General features: G+C 62.9%; 15 protein-coding genes and 1 pseudogene. 7 read left to right on the top strand and 9 right to left on the bottom strand.

Features of this window, described 5'->3' with window-relative positions; genetic code table 11:
* Positions 1 to 260 precede the first annotated feature (260 nt).
* The 6 genes and pseudogenes from CR105_RS20425 to CR105_RS29395 form a co-directional block, all read right to left on the bottom strand.
* Positions 261 to 1,385, bottom strand: a complete 1,125-nt coding sequence (locus CR105_RS20425) for a J domain-containing protein (RefSeq protein WP_131021780.1) — start codon at positions 1,383 to 1,385, stop codon at positions 261 to 263.
* Positions 1,386 to 1,517: 132 nt separating this feature from the next.
* On the bottom strand, positions 1,518 to 2,402 hold the full coding sequence (locus CR105_RS20430) for a hypothetical protein (protein WP_099791619.1): 885 nt from the start codon (positions 2,400 to 2,402) through the stop codon (positions 1,518 to 1,520).
* Between the two features lie 43 nt (positions 2,403 to 2,445).
* Positions 2,446 to 3,033, bottom strand: a complete 588-nt coding sequence (locus tag CR105_RS20435; RefSeq protein ID WP_099791621.1) for a TerD family protein — start codon at positions 3,031 to 3,033, stop codon at positions 2,446 to 2,448.
* A 72-nt stretch (positions 3,034 to 3,105) separates the two neighbouring features.
* Complete coding sequence (locus CR105_RS20440) at positions 3,106 to 4,230, bottom strand: toxic anion resistance protein (RefSeq protein ID WP_099791623.1); 1,125 nt, start codon at positions 4,228 to 4,230, stop codon at positions 3,106 to 3,108.
* Between the two features lie 105 nt (positions 4,231 to 4,335).
* On the bottom strand, positions 4,336 to 5,292 hold the full coding sequence (locus CR105_RS20445; protein ID WP_099791625.1) for an MYG1 family protein: 957 nt from the start codon (positions 5,290 to 5,292) through the stop codon (positions 4,336 to 4,338).
* Between the two features lie 364 nt (positions 5,293 to 5,656).
* Positions 5,657 to 5,941, bottom strand: a pseudogene (locus tag CR105_RS29395) (histidine phosphatase family protein); the annotation flags it as partial.
* 399 nt (positions 5,942 to 6,340) lie between these two features.
* Between CR105_RS29395 and rnk the strand changes: the two are divergent.
* The 4 genes from rnk to CR105_RS20470 all read left to right on the top strand — a co-directional run bounded on the left by rnk (position 6,341) and on the right by CR105_RS20470 (position 10,125).
* The gene (rnk, locus tag CR105_RS20455) at positions 6,341 to 6,748 is read left to right on the top strand and encodes a nucleoside diphosphate kinase regulator (protein ID WP_099791627.1); all 408 of its coding nucleotides are present in this window, start codon (positions 6,341 to 6,343) and stop codon (positions 6,746 to 6,748) included.
* Positions 6,749 to 7,002: 254 nt separating this feature from the next.
* Positions 7,003 to 7,764, top strand: coding sequence for an ice-binding family protein (locus tag CR105_RS20460; protein ID WP_099791629.1), 762 nt, complete (start codon positions 7,003 to 7,005; stop codon positions 7,762 to 7,764).
* A gap of 233 nt (positions 7,765 to 7,997) precedes the next feature.
* Positions 7,998 to 8,255: a host attachment protein gene (locus CR105_RS20465; protein ID WP_099791631.1), complete on the top strand. Its 258-nt coding sequence runs from the start codon at positions 7,998 to 8,000 to the stop codon at positions 8,253 to 8,255.
* 286 nt (positions 8,256 to 8,541) lie between these two features.
* Complete coding sequence (locus CR105_RS20470) at positions 8,542 to 10,125, top strand: isocitrate lyase (RefSeq protein ID WP_099791633.1); 1,584 nt, start codon at positions 8,542 to 8,544, stop codon at positions 10,123 to 10,125.
* Between the two features lie 49 nt (positions 10,126 to 10,174).
* Here the strand turns inward: CR105_RS20470 and CR105_RS20475 are convergent, their stop codons facing one another.
* Positions 10,175 to 11,074 (bottom strand): LysR family transcriptional regulator, encoded by a 900-nt coding sequence (locus CR105_RS20475; RefSeq protein WP_099791635.1) that lies wholly within the window; start codon positions 11,072 to 11,074, stop codon positions 10,175 to 10,177.
* An 84-nt stretch (positions 11,075 to 11,158) separates the two neighbouring features.
* On the opposite strand from CR105_RS20475, the gene CR105_RS20480 reads away from it, so the two are divergent.
* Genes CR105_RS20480 through CR105_RS20490 form a run of 3 tightly spaced genes read left to right on the top strand, consistent with a single transcriptional unit; the run spans position 11,159 to position 13,835 of the window.
* The gene (locus tag CR105_RS20480) at positions 11,159 to 12,142 is read left to right on the top strand and encodes a 3-hydroxyacyl-CoA dehydrogenase family protein (protein ID WP_099791637.1); all 984 of its coding nucleotides are present in this window, start codon (positions 11,159 to 11,161) and stop codon (positions 12,140 to 12,142) included.
* Between the two features lie 27 nt (positions 12,143 to 12,169).
* Positions 12,170 to 12,823 carry an aspartate/glutamate racemase family protein gene (locus tag CR105_RS20485; RefSeq protein ID WP_099791639.1) on the top strand — a complete coding sequence of 218 codons (654 nt, stop codon included), beginning with the start codon at positions 12,170 to 12,172 and terminating at the stop codon, positions 12,821 to 12,823.
* A 46-nt stretch (positions 12,824 to 12,869) separates the two neighbouring features.
* Positions 12,870 to 13,835 carry a Bug family tripartite tricarboxylate transporter substrate binding protein gene (locus tag CR105_RS20490; RefSeq protein WP_099791641.1) on the top strand — a complete coding sequence of 322 codons (966 nt, stop codon included), beginning with the start codon at positions 12,870 to 12,872 and terminating at the stop codon, positions 13,833 to 13,835.
* A gap of 8 nt (positions 13,836 to 13,843) precedes the next feature.
* Here CR105_RS20490 and CR105_RS20495 read toward each other — a convergent pair whose 3' ends face one another.
* Positions 13,844 to 14,338 (bottom strand): SRPBCC family protein, encoded by a 495-nt coding sequence (locus tag CR105_RS20495; RefSeq protein ID WP_218968730.1) that lies wholly within the window; start codon positions 14,336 to 14,338, stop codon positions 13,844 to 13,846.
* 2 nt (positions 14,339 to 14,340) lie between these two features.
* Positions 14,341 to 14,682: an ArsR/SmtB family transcription factor gene (locus CR105_RS20500; protein ID WP_099791646.1), complete on the bottom strand. Its 342-nt coding sequence runs from the start codon at positions 14,680 to 14,682 to the stop codon at positions 14,341 to 14,343.
* Between the last annotated feature and the right edge of the window lie 21 nt (positions 14,683 to 14,703).

Raw genomic sequence — 14,703 nt, forward strand, 5'->3', positions numbered from 1 at the left:
ATTCACCTGGGCCGCTCCGATCGGAGTCACCGGTTGTTCAAAGCGCTCAGGCCGAGTGACGAGACGCTGATCAGATAATCCAGTGAACTGCTGGACGAGGGCCGGTCAAGCGGCGCTGATTGCCTACTCTGCGTTCTATCAGTATTCCTGACGTTACCCAGCGCTTGAGCACCACGCTGCCCGCACTCCGGCTGCTACCCATCCTACTTAACAGCTCAAGGGTTCCAACGTCCCTTTCCGTGCGAGTCACATTCCAGGGCCTACCAGAACAGATCTTCATCCCGTTGCAGTTGCTGTTTCGATGACTGGTTTGGCAGCTTCTTCAGCCACGCCTTCAGCACTTTGACGTCACGCAGTGACTGCAGATCTTCTTCGATAATCGCGATCTGAAGGCGCAGATGGGCGATGTCGCTGTCGAGTTCGCGGATCATCGACGCGGGCGTCACCTCGTCGAAAATATCCGCGTGCATTTCGATTGAGGCCACGCCGACGAAGCCGTCGATCTCGCTCTCGAGCTCGCTTAGCTGCTCTTTCAGCACCTTGTTGTATTGCTTGATGCGTTCCTCGCTCAGATTGGCCAGGCTCGCCTGGTCGATCTGCTCGACTTCCAGCTGCAGTTCGAGCAAGCCGAGCATGTCATTGGCGGCGTAGGCCGCATTGACCCGCTGCATCAGCGTCGTTTTGCGCTGGCGTTGGGCATCGTCGGTTTCGCGATCGGGATGCAGCTGGCTGGCCAGCTTGCGGAAAATGTCGCGCATCGATTGCTTCACCCGCTGCGCTTCGGCGGCCAGGCGGCGCTCGCGTGCAAGATCGGCTGGCCGCTTCGGCCGGGACTCCTCTTGATGCTGCTGCGGGGCAGCCGCTTCGCCCTCCTGCTCGGCCAGCTGGGCGTGGAAGGCCTTGAGCATGGCCTGCGGCGAGCGCACGTCGATATCGCCTTTGAATTCGGCTCCCAACAGCGTCTCCATCATGAGCCGGATCTCTTCCTTGCTTTCGTCTTCCTGCGCGTCGAAATCATCGCCGCTATGGCGGTTGTAGAGATCCTTGAGCACCGCGTCGTCGGCATCGGCCAGCAGGTCTAGCGCGTTGGAGGCAACGAACCTGCTCAGCTTCTGGCGCTCGCGCTTGCCCAGCAATTTGTGATCGTGCATGTCGTCCAATAGCACGAGCAATTGCTTAAAGTGCTCGCCATGGGTATCGACAAGAGGATTATATTCACCGTCGATCTTGCTCATGACGGCTGGAAGCGTTTCCTTCCACTCCGCCAACAGCGCGCGCGCCGTTTCGAGCTTTTTAATCAGCGTATTAAATTGTTTGCGCGCTCGCGACACGGGGCCGACAGCAGGAGGAACAAGGCGGAGGGCTTGCGGGGAGGTCGGTTTCATCGGAGTGGCAAGGCCTCGTTGCTTGGACGCATTGAGGCTGGGGTAAGGACGGATCCGGTAGCATAGCAAACTATCAGGCTTGCGGTCCTGCTGTCCGGCAGCTCAGCCGGGGTTGCGGGCGGGCCCGACTTGTCAATTGCCGCTTTGCGCCTGCGCCATCTCGAGCGCCGGCAGTGTGACGGTAAGGAAAGACGACACTTGTCCGATCAGGTCGGCAGTTTGCTGGCGCACCTGCCCCATCTGCAATATCGACAGTGCCGCCTGGCGCGCTGCCTGCTGAATCAGCGTGCGGCGCTGCACCAGCGCATCCAGCAAGGTTGCATCCGCGGCGCCACCGGCAAGTTTCGACACCACGGCAAGCGCGGCCCAATGCAAGTTCAGGTTTGTCGCCGACTCCTCCAGGTTGCGCGTGGCGACCTCGCTGTCGGTCATCAGCTGCAGCAACTGCGCACGCGCTGATGTCAGCGCTGCCTTGGACTGGGCCGGCGTCGGCGCCCGGCGGAACAGCTTGCTGAATACGCCCGTTGGCGCCCTGCTGCTCTCGAGCGCTTCCTCAAGCAGCGCCGGTACTGCCATTTGCGAAAACTTCAGCACCAGCTCGGTGACCGGCTGCAGCAATGCGGCCTGCGCCATCAATGGCCCCTCCGCCCAACACGTCACCAGCGCCAGCCTGACCGGCAAGATGCGGCGAAACAGCGCGGCCAGGCGTTGCTCCGAGTGCTTGAATATCGACGGATAGTCGGCGCGGGCGGTCGCCAGGGCGTCGCGTACCGCCGGATGGTCTTCGCTGTCGAACAGTGGTTTGGGCGCCGCCTTGGCGGTCACCGCCGACGTTTCCGGCACGGGGGGAATGTCGTCGAATGACAGCGCCTTGGGGGTCGTATTTTGCCGGGCCGCAGTGGTGTCGTCAGCGTCGCCGAAGTCCAGCGCCCGCGGCACAAGCGGGCGGTTGCCCGGATCCGGCGCCGGCTGCGGCTCGTCGCCGAAGTCGAATGCCTTGGGCGTTTGCTGGCTCATCGGCTGGCGGCGACAAGGGCGCGGCAGGAATGCTCGGCCGTCCTCAGACCGTGCCGCCGAGCTTGCGGATGAAGGTCGCCAGGTTCAGCTTGAAGCCGGCGCCGACGGCCTGGAAGCGCCATTCGCCATCCTTGCGGTACAGCGAGCCGAACTGCAGTGCGGTCTTGTCCGAATAGTCTTCGTCCAGGTCGTATTGGGCGATCACGTCGCCGGTCTCGTCGTTGTACACCTTGACGTAGGCTTCGGCGACGCGGCCAAAGGTCTGCTTGCGCGCTTCGGCATCGTGGATGGTAACCACGATCGGCATCTCGACGACCGCCGGGTCGACACGGCTCAGGTCGACGGTGATGACTTCGTCGTCGCCATCCTTGTCACCGGTGCGGTTGTCGCCCGAGTGCACGACGGCGCCGTCCGGAGAAGTGACCTGGTTGTAATAGACGAAGTGGGCGTTGCTGAGCATGACCGGGTTCTCGTCGGCGTCTTTCTTGCACAGGAACACCGACGAGTCGAGGTCGAACGCCTGCCCTTCGGCCGCGTTGACCTTCCATCCGAGGCCGATACGAACACGCTTCAAGCCCGGTGCGGTTTTTTCGAGATTGATGCGATGGCCAGTTTCGAGCGTGGTCGACATGGACTTTCCTTTTAGGGTGAGGATGACATTTTCGCGCGAATGCGCATCCGGAGCAATGGGCGGCGTCAGTGCTTACGCCGAACCTGGCGAAAAGCGCGCAATCAGGTCGCGCTCCAGCTGCTGCAATTTCGGCAACTCGTCCTTGCGGCGCTGCTGGCCTTCGTTCGAGATCTGCTCGAGCTTGTCGAAAGCGGTGATCAGCTGCGTCTGGACGTGCTGGGCAGTTTCGAGACTGACCAGGGAACGCTGCTTGGCGCGGGCCACCGTCTCGGTATTTTCCAGCAGCATGTCGGCCTGGGCGCGGAATGCCGCGTCGGTGGCGTCGTAGGCGGAGTTGGCGATCGCCGCGCTCTGCTTGGCCTCGAGTTGCAGCAAGTACAGCGAGAACACGTTGCGCCACGCCGGGATCGACACGTTGACGATATCGGTAAAGGTGTCCGTCAGCGCGCGGGCGTTGTCTTGCGACAGGCGGATTTGCGGCACCATTTGCGTGGCCATCAACATGGCGCGACGCAAGTCGTCGATGCGTTTTTCGAGACGCTCAAGACGGCGCCTGAGTTCAGTCGCCTGCTGCGCCTCGAACGCGTTGGCCGCAGCCTCCTGTTGCGCCACTGCCTGGCGCAGCTGGGCCGCCCACGCTTCGCCCTTTTTCACGTCGGCATCCAGCCCCTGGTAGTACATTTCCAGGCCTTTATACATCTCATCGAAGTCCTGGATGCGCCCGCGGTGCACGTTGGCGTGACGCGTCATCTCCCCGACCAGGGTCTCCATGCGCGATTCGACCACCTGGTACTGCGACAGCATCTTTTCCTTGACCGAGCCGAACATGCTCGTCACGCGCGACATCAGGCCGCCCGAGCGCAGCTTGGCCGGGTCCAGGCCCTTGGAGGCGGCAATCAGTTCGTTCAGCTGCGTGCCGAACACATCCGCATCAGACGCACGCACAGTGCCGAGCAACTTGGCCGACACCTTCGCCACGCCCGAGCCGGTGTTGCCGCCCAGCGCTTCGATGGCCTTGTCGTCGATGCCGGAGATATCGACACGGACCAGCGGCGCCGCGTTCGCCTGCGCCGGCGCCGCCGGCAGCATGTCCGGCGAACTGGCCGGATTGATTAGCGGCGGAAACGACGGCGCGGTCGCCACCGGCATTGGGGATGCTGCGTTCGCTTCTTCGTCCGAGGAGAACAGCGGTTTCATAACATTCCTTCAGGTTTGAAGTAACAATATTGATAGCTTACCACCGGAAAGCGCGGCGCAGCGAGTAGCACCTCGGTCGCCGCCGCCGCCCGGCGATCCGCACTGTCAGGCCGCGCTCTGCCGGTCGACCGCTTGCAGCGCCAGCGTCGCCATGGTGCGAATGCCCTCATACGACTTGGCCGCGGCAATGAACCGGCCGTTGTGGCAAAAGCCGGCGTCGTGCACGCCGGTCACCGCGGCGAGCTCGGCATCGCGCAAGCCGGCCCATTCCCCGGGCAGGTCGGCGCGTGCGGCAAAACTTTCCGAGCTGACCGGGATCGCATGGATCATGTAGCGCTGCTCGGCGATGTTGTGGCTAATCACGAACAGCACCTTCGGCATTTCCTTGCGCACGACCTGGCTCCACGGCACGGCGCCGTTTTGCAGGAACAGCACCCTGCCGTCCTCGAGCACTTCCGCCTGCCTGACTTGCTGGACCGACAGCAACGCGCCGACCCGGTATTTGACGGCGTTGATCATGATGTCGGTGAGCAGCTCCGCCGCGCGGTGGAACTGGCTCAGCCGGTAGGCGGCGTCGGCCTCGCCGTATCCGACCCGTTGCTCGTCGAGCCAGTTGGGGTTGAAGCCGGATACCACCGCCGACAGCCCATAGCCGCCGGGCGCATTCTTGGCGGCGCCCACGTCGGACAAATCAAGGTATTGCACGACATCGGCATCGATCGCATACGCCATCTCGGCCGCCGAGTTATCGGACAGGCGATGACCTGTATGCGTCTCGGCCAGGATGCTGACGCAGCGCGCGCCGTATTCCTTCCACACCAGGCCAGCGCTGGCGTACGGCACGCCGCTCTGGCGCGCGCCGGCAAAGCCCTTCTGGTGGTGGTCGAAACGTCCCGTGGCGGGATCCCAGATGCCGCCGACGTCGACCGCAAAATCGGCCGCCTCTACCTGCGCCGGATCGCGCGTGCGCACGACCTCCGACTGCGGGAACACAATCTTGAGCGCGGCCACAGCCCAGGCGTCGTCGGCGTGGAACTTGCCGCTGTGGGTGACAATTACCATTACAGATCCAATCTTTTTGATTTTCGCCGTGCGTCAATGCACCGCGTCTGCGCAATGATACCGGTGCCGGGCCCGATCTGTCCGTCAACGAGAAACGTCCGATCATTCGCAGTGCGCCATTTGGCTCGACAGCAGCGACGGCCATCTCCCCCGGGCTCATGTGGCCACCGACGAGCGCCTGAATATTGACGTCGTGGGTGACCATGACAACGTTACCGGCGCCCCTGGCCGACTTCAGGTAGGCGCGCACGTCCCCCAGCTTGCGATCCCTGGCATCTGCCTCGTCGAGGAACATGGAATCGAGCATCGGTGCGGGCTCCACGCGCCCGAACGCCAGCTTCGCCGTGTCCAGACAGCGGCACCACCGGCTGGACAACACCGCGGCAACCGGAATGCGCTCCTGCCGAAATCGTTCGCCTATTTTTGTGGCATCGGCGCGGCCGGCCTGGGACAGATTGCGCTGCGTCGCGCACTGCCCGAGTGCGAACCCAGACGGGTCGCCGATGCCGGGCACTGTCATGGCATGGCGCATCAAGATGACATGGCCGCCGGAGCGCAGGACGCGCAACAGGTCCGCGCTGCCGGCAGCCACCACCGTCTGCGTGGACATTATCAGAATCAACAAGCCAAGATATGTTCGGCGCTGCATATTGATCCAAGGTAGACGCGCACGCGGTGGCGCAACGTTGTTTCGATTTTTTCGGACGCGACAGATCAGCGGCTCGATCAGATATCAGGATACCCTCTGCCGGCGCCAACGTCGACGCGGCATCGTCGTTGGCAGCCCCCGGCATCGCGATCCCCTCAACGCGCTATACTTTCAAGCATGGTGAACAAGGTCTGCATCTCCGCAAACTGTATCGGTTCGTCCCTGAACGAGGGTGCATCGCGTGCGCCGGTCGTCACCAGCTCGCGCTTTCACTCGCACCTCGCCTGGCTTTCGCCGGCTCGGTGAGGCAACGGTCGGCATAGCCGCCCATCTTCGCCTCTCCGAGCCGCCCCTGCTTACCGCAATCCGCAAGCACAACCGACACCAGGAGAGTTACCCATGAAACCACCCATCACAATCTCATCGCTCGATGCCGAGCGTCTTGAAACGCTGGCCGGCGCAACGTCGCCGCCCGCCGACGCCAGCCGTCAGGCGCTGCTCGATGAACTGGCGCGCGCCGACATCGTCGAGCCGCAGGACATGCCGCCAGGCGTAGTGACGATGAATTCCACCGTGCGTTTTGAAATCGATGCACCCGGCGAGCAGTTCTGCCTGACGCTGGCCTACCCGAAGGACATGGACCGGCTGTCGAACGGCATCTCCATCCTGACTCCGATTGGCACCGCGCTGCTCGGCCTGTCTGTGGGCGACACCATCGACTGGCCGCGGCCGGACGGACAGTTGCTGCAAGTGCGACTGTTGGAGGTGCTGTACCAGCCCGAGCGCGCCGGCGAATACTTTCGCTGAGGACTGCTGATCCTTGCCCGGATCAGCAGAAAAATATCCCCAACACGCCAACCGATGCAGGTTGGCGTTTTTATTTGGCGTGCCCGTTACTGTTTGTCATTTGTAACTCGTTGTAACTATGTGCGGTAGACCGCATAGGGATTTCCAATAGGAACTGTATAAACAGTTTCATGCAAACGGTCCCCGCGCCGGCGACTCCACTCTGCCCTGAAAAACCAGGCTCGGGAGCCGCAACAAAATAAAAAGGAACCACCATGATCCGATTCGAGACCAAGCCGCAAGCCTTACTTTTGGCAACGATCCTGAGCGCGCTGTTAGCGGCGCCCGGAGTGGCGAGCGCAGGTCCGTCGGCGCGCATTCAGGCGCCGGTCAAGCTCGGCTCGGCGATGACGTTTGCGCTTCTAAGCAAAACCGGCATCACCAATGTGTACGCCTCAGTCATTACCGGCGACGTCGGCGCCAGCCCGATTACCGGCGCGGCAATCGGGCTGAGCTGCGGCGAGATTGCCGCCGGCATCCTCTACACCGTCGACTACGCCGGCCCGCTGCCATGCAGCGTGACGGCGGCCACCTTGCTGACTGCGGCGGTGAGCGACATGGAAGCTGCCTACACCGACGCTGCCGGCCGCGTCCTGCCTGACTTTACCGAACTCGGTTCCGGCGAAATCGGCGGCAAGACGCTGGTGCCGGGCCTGTACAAATGGGGCACCGACGTCAAGATCTCGACCGATGTCACGTTGGCGGGCGGTCCGACCGACATCTGGATTTTCCAGGTCGCCGGGGGCATCCATCAAGCGAGCGCAACGCGTGTCACGCTGACCGGCGGCGCACTGGCCAAAAACGTCTTCTGGCAGGCCGCCGGCGCAGTGTCGATCGGCACCACCGCCCACTTTCAGGGCGTGATGCTGGCCAAGACGATGGTTGCCGTCAAGACCGGCGCATCGGTCAACGGACGCCTGCTCGCCCAGACCGCCGTGACGCTCGAGAAGAACACCATCACACAGCCCGCCCCGTAAGCGAGACCAGGCGTTTCGACGCCGCCACCAGTCATGCAAAACGACGCCAACCTTAGGGTTGGCGTTTTTGCGTGGGCGCAGCTATGAACGCCGACTGCAGGCCGCGCATGAGAAGGCGTCGGTGCGCCGGGCTTTCCAGGCGCGGCCTATACTAATTTTCCGCCACACGGCATCGCTGCAGCGATCACCGATGACGCGAGCGATTTTCGATTAATTTACTGACAGGGGGTAGCATGCAAACAAGCTGGATTATCTCGGCCAATGCAGGCCGGGCGCGATTTTTTGAGGAGTCCGATCCCGCGGAGCCGCTGCAAGAAATCGAGGACATGGTCAATACCGCGGTGCGCTTGCGCGTGCTGGAAACAGAGTCCGACAAGATCGGGCCGACCGCGGCAGCTGGCAGCGGCCACAACATCGGAGGTCACAGGCCCACAACACCAGCCGCGGTGGTTGGTGTTGGGCGACCTGGTAGCACCCATTCCCACTGCTGAAAGTGCGTTTCATAATGTGAACTCATCTGGTTGCGAGGCGGCGGCCTGCATCTCATTTTCTAAAAATATGTTTCATATTGTGATATGACTATCGTAGTCTGTTGATTATTAACGATATTTTTTCAGTTATATGTCTTATATAAGAGTTCTCTCGGCGCCGTAAAACGTCTATCATGGTTACAGGTTGTTGAGCTTTGTTTGGTTGCCTCGCCGGTTGGATCGCGGGCAGCCCCAGCTACAGAACGAACTGTTTCCATATTCGATGTTTACTTACCGGGAGATTCACATGTCACAGTACCAAGACGATATCCAAGCCATCGCAGCACTCAAGGACAAGGAAGGCAGCGCCTGGAACGCCATCAACCCTGAGTCCGCCGCACGCATGCGCGCGCAGAACCGCTTCAAGACCGGCCTCGACATTGCCAAGTACACGGCCAAGATCATGCGCGACGACATGGCCGCCTACGACGCCGATTCGTCCAAGTACACCCAGTCGCTCGGTTGCTGGCACGGTTTCATCGGCCAGCAGAAGATGATTTCGATTAAGAAGCACTTCAACAGCACCGACCGTCGTTACCTCTACCTGTCCGGCTGGATGATCGCCGCCCTGCGCTCCGAGTTCGGCCCGCTGCCTGACCAGTCGATGCACGAAAAGACCGCCGTTGCCGACCTGATCCGCGAGCTGTACACCTTCCTGCGCCAGGCCGATGCGCGCGAACTGGGCGGCCTGTTCCGCCAGCTCGACACCGCCGCCGAAGGCGCCGCCAAGCAAGCGATCCAGGACCAGATCGACAACCACATCACCCACGTGGTGCCGATCATCGCCGACATCGACGCCGGTTTCGGCAATGCCGAAGCGACCTACCTGATGGCCAAGCAGATGATCGAAGCGGGCGCTTGCTGCATCCAGATCGAAAACCAGGTGTCCGACGAAAAGCAATGCGGCCACCAGGACGGTAAAGTCACGGTCCCGCATGAAGACTTCCTGGCCAAGATTCGCGCCGTGCGTTACGCGTTCCTGGAACTGGGCGTCGACGATGGCCTGATCGTAGCCCGTACCGACTCGCTCGGCGCCGGCCTGACCAAGCAGATTGCCGTCACCCGCGAGCCAGGCGACCTGGGCGACCAGTACAACTCGTTCCTCGACGTCGAAGAAGTGTCGACCGAATCGATGGCCAACGGCGACGTCGTCATCAAGCGCGACGGCAAGCTGCTGCGTCCGAAGCGCCTGGCCAGCAACCTGTTCCAGTTCCGCGCGGACACGGGCGCGGAGCGTTGCGTGCTCGATTGCATCACCTCGCTGCAAAACGGCGCCGACCTGCTGTGGATCGAAACCGAAAAACCGCACATCGCCCAGATCGGCGGCATGGTCAGCGAAATCCGCAAGGTCATTCCGAACGCCAAGCTGGTGTACAACAACAGCCCATCGTTCAACTGGACGCTGAACTTCCGCCAGCAGATCTTCGACCAGATGAAGAGCGAAGGCAAGGACGTGTCCGCCTACGAGCGCACGCAGTTGATGAGCGTCGAGTACGACGACAGCGAACTGGCGCTTGCCGCGGACGAAAAGATCCGCACCTTCCAGGCCGATTCGGCCCGCGAAGCCGGCATCTTCCATCACCTGATCACGCTGCCTACTTACCACACGGCCGCACTGTCGACCGACAACCTAGCCAAGGAATACTTCGGCGACCAGGGCATGCTGGGCTATGTCGCCGGCGTACAGCGCAAGGAAATCCGCCAGGGCATCGCCTGCGTCAAGCACCAGAACATGTCAGGCTCGGACATCGGCGACGATCACAAGGACTACTTCAGCGGCGACGCTGCGCTGAAAGCATCCGGCGCGCACAACACGATGAACCAGTTCTAAGTTCGCGCAAGCCAGGCACAGAAAGCCGACTCGGCACGAGTCGGCTTTTTTACGTGTCGATCTGCCGCTTGAGCAGCGCCAGCATCGCCTCCGCCGCCGGCGACAGCGAGCGCTCCCTGCGCTTGACCACGCCGATGGAACGGCGAATCACCGGGTCGACCAGCGGTCGGCGCACCAGTCCATCGGCGCTGATCACATCGGCGGCCATCGTCGGCAACGCCGCCACGCCAAGTTGCTCGACGACCATGGCGCCGATCGTGGCCAGGTGATCGATCTCGAATGCCGGGTGAAAGCCGATCCCGTTCTGCAACGCGGCCGCTTCGACGTACTGCCGCACGCTGGTATGGCGCGACATCGAGATATGCGGAAACGCCAGCGTGTCGACCAGGCGCACGGCGCCGCTCACCTGCCCGAGCGGATGGCCGCGCGAGGCCAGCAAGACGAACGTGTCGGTGGTCAGGGGAATGTAATCGAGGTCCCGATAGGTCGGGTTGGCGGCAGTGATCGCAAAGTCGACGCGCCCTTCCCGCACCAGCTCGAACGCCGGCTCCGACAAGGTATCGGCCAACGACAAGGTGATGTCCGGATACTGCTCGCCGAAAGCGCGGAACAGGCGCGGCACGATGCGCGCCGCCAGTGATGGCAGCGCGGCCAGCGCCACCCGTCCGCGCCGCAGCGCCGACACATCGCGCACCGCGGTCACGGTGCGTTCTATGTCAGACAGCAACTGGTCGGCATGCGACGCCAGCACTTCGCCGGCGGCGGTCAGCGCCACCGCCCGCGTGGTGCGGTCGAACAGACGGGTGCCGAACGCGTCTTCCAGGCGAGCGATCAGCGTCGACAACGCCGACTGCGACAAGTGCATCTGCTGCGCGGCCTGGCTGAAGCTGAGCGTATCGGCCACGGCAAGAAAAGCACGGATATCCCGCGCCGAAACATTTATCTCCATAATCGATAAGTCTATAGATAAAAAGCGATTCACAGATAAAAAAGCGTAAGGCACACTGGGCTGTCTCTTTATTGACGGGCCATCATGAACAACGACTCCACTGGCATTGCATCGAACTCTGTACTGCCCAGACCTTCCCGCGCCTGCGCCCTGGTCGTCGGCGGCGGCACCATGGGCGCCGATGTCGCGCTGGTGCTGGCGCGCGCCGGTTGCGGCACCATCGTGCTCGAGCCGGGCGAGGCCCGCCGCCAATCGCTGAACGCCTATTTCACCAGCGGCTTGCGCAAGCTGGGCGTGGAACACAGGCGCGAGCGCATCGCCACCTGCGCCAGTGCTGACGATGTCGACTGGAGCGCCATCGACATCGTCATCGAATGCATTCCCGAAAAGCTGGCGCCGAAGCAGGCTCTGTTTGCCGACCTGGTGCGGCGCGCGCGCCCCGACACCCTGTTGTGCAGCAACAGTTCCAGCTTTCCGATCTCGGCCATTGGCGAAGGGCTCGACACCGCCGAGCGCATGCTCGGCCTGCATTTCTTCATGCCGGCGCACCTGGTGCCGCTGGTCGAAGTGGTGCTCGGCGCCCGCTCGTCGGCGCCGCTGGCCGACGCCCTGTCCGATTTCATGCGCGGCTGCGGCATGGTGCCTGTGCTCGTGCGCAAGGACTTGCCGGGCTTTCTTGCCAACCGGCTGCAGCATGCGCTGGCACGCGAAGCTTTTGCGTTGATCGATGCCGGTGTCGCATCGGCCGAGGACGTCGATGCCGCCGTGCGGTTCGGCTTCGGTTTCCGCTTCCTGGCCGCCGGCCCGGTCTTGCAGCGCGACCATGCCGGCATCGACGTGCACTGCCCGGCCGCGGCGACCATGTATCCATCGCTGGCAGCCAATACAGTGCCGGCCAGGGCGCTGACCGAGCGCTACGCAGCCGGCAAGTACGGCATGAAATCCGGCGAAGGCTTCTACAAGTGGACGCAGGAAAGCATTGCTGCCGAACGGGAGCGCTACGACAACTTGCTGATGGCCGGCCTGCGCCTGCTGGCGCCGGAACTGCCGCCGATCGACGACGAGTGAACCACCCTTCTTTCTTCTGAGCGACACATGCCACGCATTGCACTGATACACGCACTGAGCCATTCGGTGGATCCGATCAACGCCGTCATGGGCAGCGACTGGCCCGAAGCGACGCTGATGAACCTGCTCGACGACTCCTTGTCGGCAGACCTGGCGCGCTCCGGCGACGGCCTCGACACCGCCATGCACCAGCGCTTCGAGGATCTGGCCGCCTACGCGATCGGCACCGGCGCCCAGGCCATCCTGTTCACCTGCTCGGCGTTCGGCTCATGCATCGACGCGGTGGCGCGGCGCTACCCGCACATCCCGGTGCTGAAACCCAACGAGGCGATGATCGCCGACGCGCAACAGGCCGCCGGCCCCGTCGGGCTGATCGCCACTTTCGGGCCGACGCTGGAGTCGATGCCGGCGGAGTTCCCCGCCGATATCGAGGTGCGTCATGCGCTGGCCGCCGGCGCGCTCGACGCGCTGAACCGGGGCGACGCAGCACGGCACGACGCGCTGATCGCCGAGCAGGCCCGGCTTCTGGCCAACGCCGGCTGCAACACCATCGCGCTGGCGCAGTTCAGCATGGCGCGCGCGCACGGCGCCTGCGAACAGGCCAGCGGCAAACCGATCCTGACGACTGTGCACAGCGCCGTGCTGGCGCTGAAGCGCCGCCTGTCCGGCCGGCCTGTCTGAACAGAACACCTCTCACCCCACCCTAAAAAAACCAAGGAGACGAAGCATGCTCAAGAAGGCGATCCTCGCATCAATGCTAATGGCCCAGGTGTGCGCCGTCAGCGCCGCCGATGTTTATCCGTCCAAGCCGATCAAGTTCATCGTGCCCTACCCGCCGGGCGGCCCGACCGACGCGATGGCGCGCCTGATCCAGGCGCCGCTGCAGGCAAAACTGAACACGCCGGTCGTCATCGACAACCGCGGCGGCGCCGGCGGCAACATCGGCACCGGCATGGTGGCCAAGTCGCCGGCCGACGGCTATACGATCCTGCTCGCCGCCAGCGGCCCGATGGCGGTCAACAAGACCTTGTACAAGACAATTTCCTTCGACCCGGAAAAAGATTTCGCCCCGATCATCCAGATCTCGGCCTTCCCGCTGGTGCTGGAAGTGCATCCGTCGGTCAACGTGACCACCGTCAAGCAATTCATCGCGATGGCCAAAGACAAGCCAGAGACGCTGAGCTTTGCCTCGGCCGGAAACGGCACGCCGCAGCACCTGGCCGGTGAACTGTTCAACACCGCGATCGGCGCCAAACTGCAGCACGTGCCTTACAAGGGCGCCGGTCCGGCGCTCAACGATGTGATCGGCGGCCACGTCAAGGTGATGTTCGACATCCTCGGCAGTTCGGTGCAGTACATCAAGACCGGCAAGCTGCGCGCCATCGCCGTCACCACTGCCACCCGCAGTCCCGCGCTGCCGGACGTGCCGACCCTGGCAGAAGCGGGCGTGCCGGGTTACAACGTCACCGGCTGGCACGGCATCGTGGTCCCGGCGGGCACGCCGAAGCCGGTAATCGCCAGGCTGAACCAGGCCCTTAACGAGATCTTCGCCGATCCGGCCTTCAAGCAAAAGTGGGAAGAGCTGGGTACGCCGGTCGTCGGCGGCACGGCGGAGGCATTCGGCGCGCTGATGCGTTCGGAGTCGGTCAAGCTGGGCAAGGTGGTCAAGGATGCCGGAGTGACGGTCGATTGATTTACGCCTTACGCGAGCGCGGCGGCCATGCTTGGTTCAGCGAGCACGGCATCGAGTTGCGGCATTGCCGCGCGCAGGCCTTGTTCCATGCCGGGAATGGTTTCCTCCATGGCGGCGATGCTTGAAAAATGCGTGACGATGGTCAGGCGCGAGCCGGCCGGCGTGGTTTCGAAGGCGAACTTCATCGACGCCGGCATGTTCTCGTCTTCGGCGTTGTCTTGGCCGTCGTGCGCTTCGAACGAACTGATCGGATTGACCACCGTGAACTTCCACGAGCCGTTCCACTTCTGCCCCTCCGGCAACGTCAGGAAATACTCGGCGCGCCCGCCGACCTTGAAGTCGTGACGGGTGAAGGTGGCAGGAAACGCCGGCGCCCCCCAGAACCGCTCGAGCTGGCGCGGGTCGGCGAAGGCGTCCCACAGGCGCCGTTGGGAAACCGGATAATCGCCCACCACGGTGAGCGTGAGGGTGGCGGGGTCTTTGGTGACGGAAGTGAGGGGCATGATCATTTTCCTTTAGGTAGAAGGACATCGTCGAGCTGCGTCAGGCGCTGGCGCCAGATTGATTCGAAGTGATCGAGCAGCTCGCCGGCGCGCTGCAGCCGTGCGTGGTCGGCGGAGACCAGTTGCTCGCGGCCCTTTGCGCGCTTCTGGATCAGCCCCGCGCGTTCGAGCACGGCGACATGCTTTTGCACGGCGGCGAAACTCATGTCGTAGCGCGCGGCCAGGTCGGATACCGACGGCGTTTCCACCAGCGAACGCGCCAGGATGTCCCGCCGCGTTCCATCTGCCAAAGCACGGAAGAGCTGGTTAAGAGACTCTTCACTTTCGTTTTTAAATACAACCATATGGTTGTATATTAGGACGGC

The sequence above is a fragment of the Massilia eurypsychrophila genome, assembly GCF_002760655.1.
Taxonomy (GTDB): Bacteria; Pseudomonadota; Gammaproteobacteria; order Burkholderiales; family Burkholderiaceae_D; genus JAFCUW01.

Coding starts and splice junctions, on each gene's coding strand:
- CR105_RS20475 (WP_099791635.1), bottom strand. CDS start 11,074: ATGGAGATAAATGTTTCGGCGCGGGATATCCGTGCTTTTCTTGCCGTG.
- CR105_RS20490 (WP_099791641.1), top strand. CDS start 12,870: ATGCTCAAGAAGGCGATCCTCGCATCAATGCTAATGGCCCAGGTGTGC.
- CR105_RS20460 (WP_099791629.1), top strand. CDS start 7,003: ATGATCCGATTCGAGACCAAGCCGCAAGCCTTACTTTTGGCAACGATC.
- CR105_RS20495 (WP_218968730.1), bottom strand. CDS start 14,338: ATGCCCCTCACTTCCGTCACCAAAGACCCCGCCACCCTCACGCTCACC.
- CR105_RS20485 (WP_099791639.1), top strand. CDS start 12,170: ATGCCACGCATTGCACTGATACACGCACTGAGCCATTCGGTGGATCCG.
- CR105_RS20440 (WP_099791623.1), bottom strand. CDS start 4,230: ATGAAACCGCTGTTCTCCTCGGACGAAGAAGCGAACGCAGCATCCCCA.
- CR105_RS20500 (WP_099791646.1), bottom strand. CDS start 14,682: ATGGTTGTATTTAAAAACGAAAGTGAAGAGTCTCTTAACCAGCTCTTC.
- CR105_RS20445 (WP_099791625.1), bottom strand. CDS start 5,292: ATGGTAATTGTCACCCACAGCGGCAAGTTCCACGCCGACGACGCCTGG.
- CR105_RS20480 (WP_099791637.1), top strand. CDS start 11,159: ATGAACAACGACTCCACTGGCATTGCATCGAACTCTGTACTGCCCAGA.
- CR105_RS20465 (WP_099791631.1), top strand. CDS start 7,998: ATGCAAACAAGCTGGATTATCTCGGCCAATGCAGGCCGGGCGCGATTT.
- rnk (WP_099791627.1), top strand. CDS start 6,341: ATGAAACCACCCATCACAATCTCATCGCTCGATGCCGAGCGTCTTGAA.
- CR105_RS20435 (WP_099791621.1), bottom strand. CDS start 3,033: ATGTCGACCACGCTCGAAACTGGCCATCGCATCAATCTCGAAAAAACC.
- CR105_RS20470 (WP_099791633.1), top strand. CDS start 8,542: ATGTCACAGTACCAAGACGATATCCAAGCCATCGCAGCACTCAAGGAC.
- CR105_RS20430 (WP_099791619.1), bottom strand. CDS start 2,402: ATGAGCCAGCAAACGCCCAAGGCATTCGACTTCGGCGACGAGCCGCAG.
- CR105_RS20425 (WP_131021780.1), bottom strand. CDS start 1,385: ATGAAACCGACCTCCCCGCAAGCCCTCCGCCTTGTTCCTCCTGCTGTC.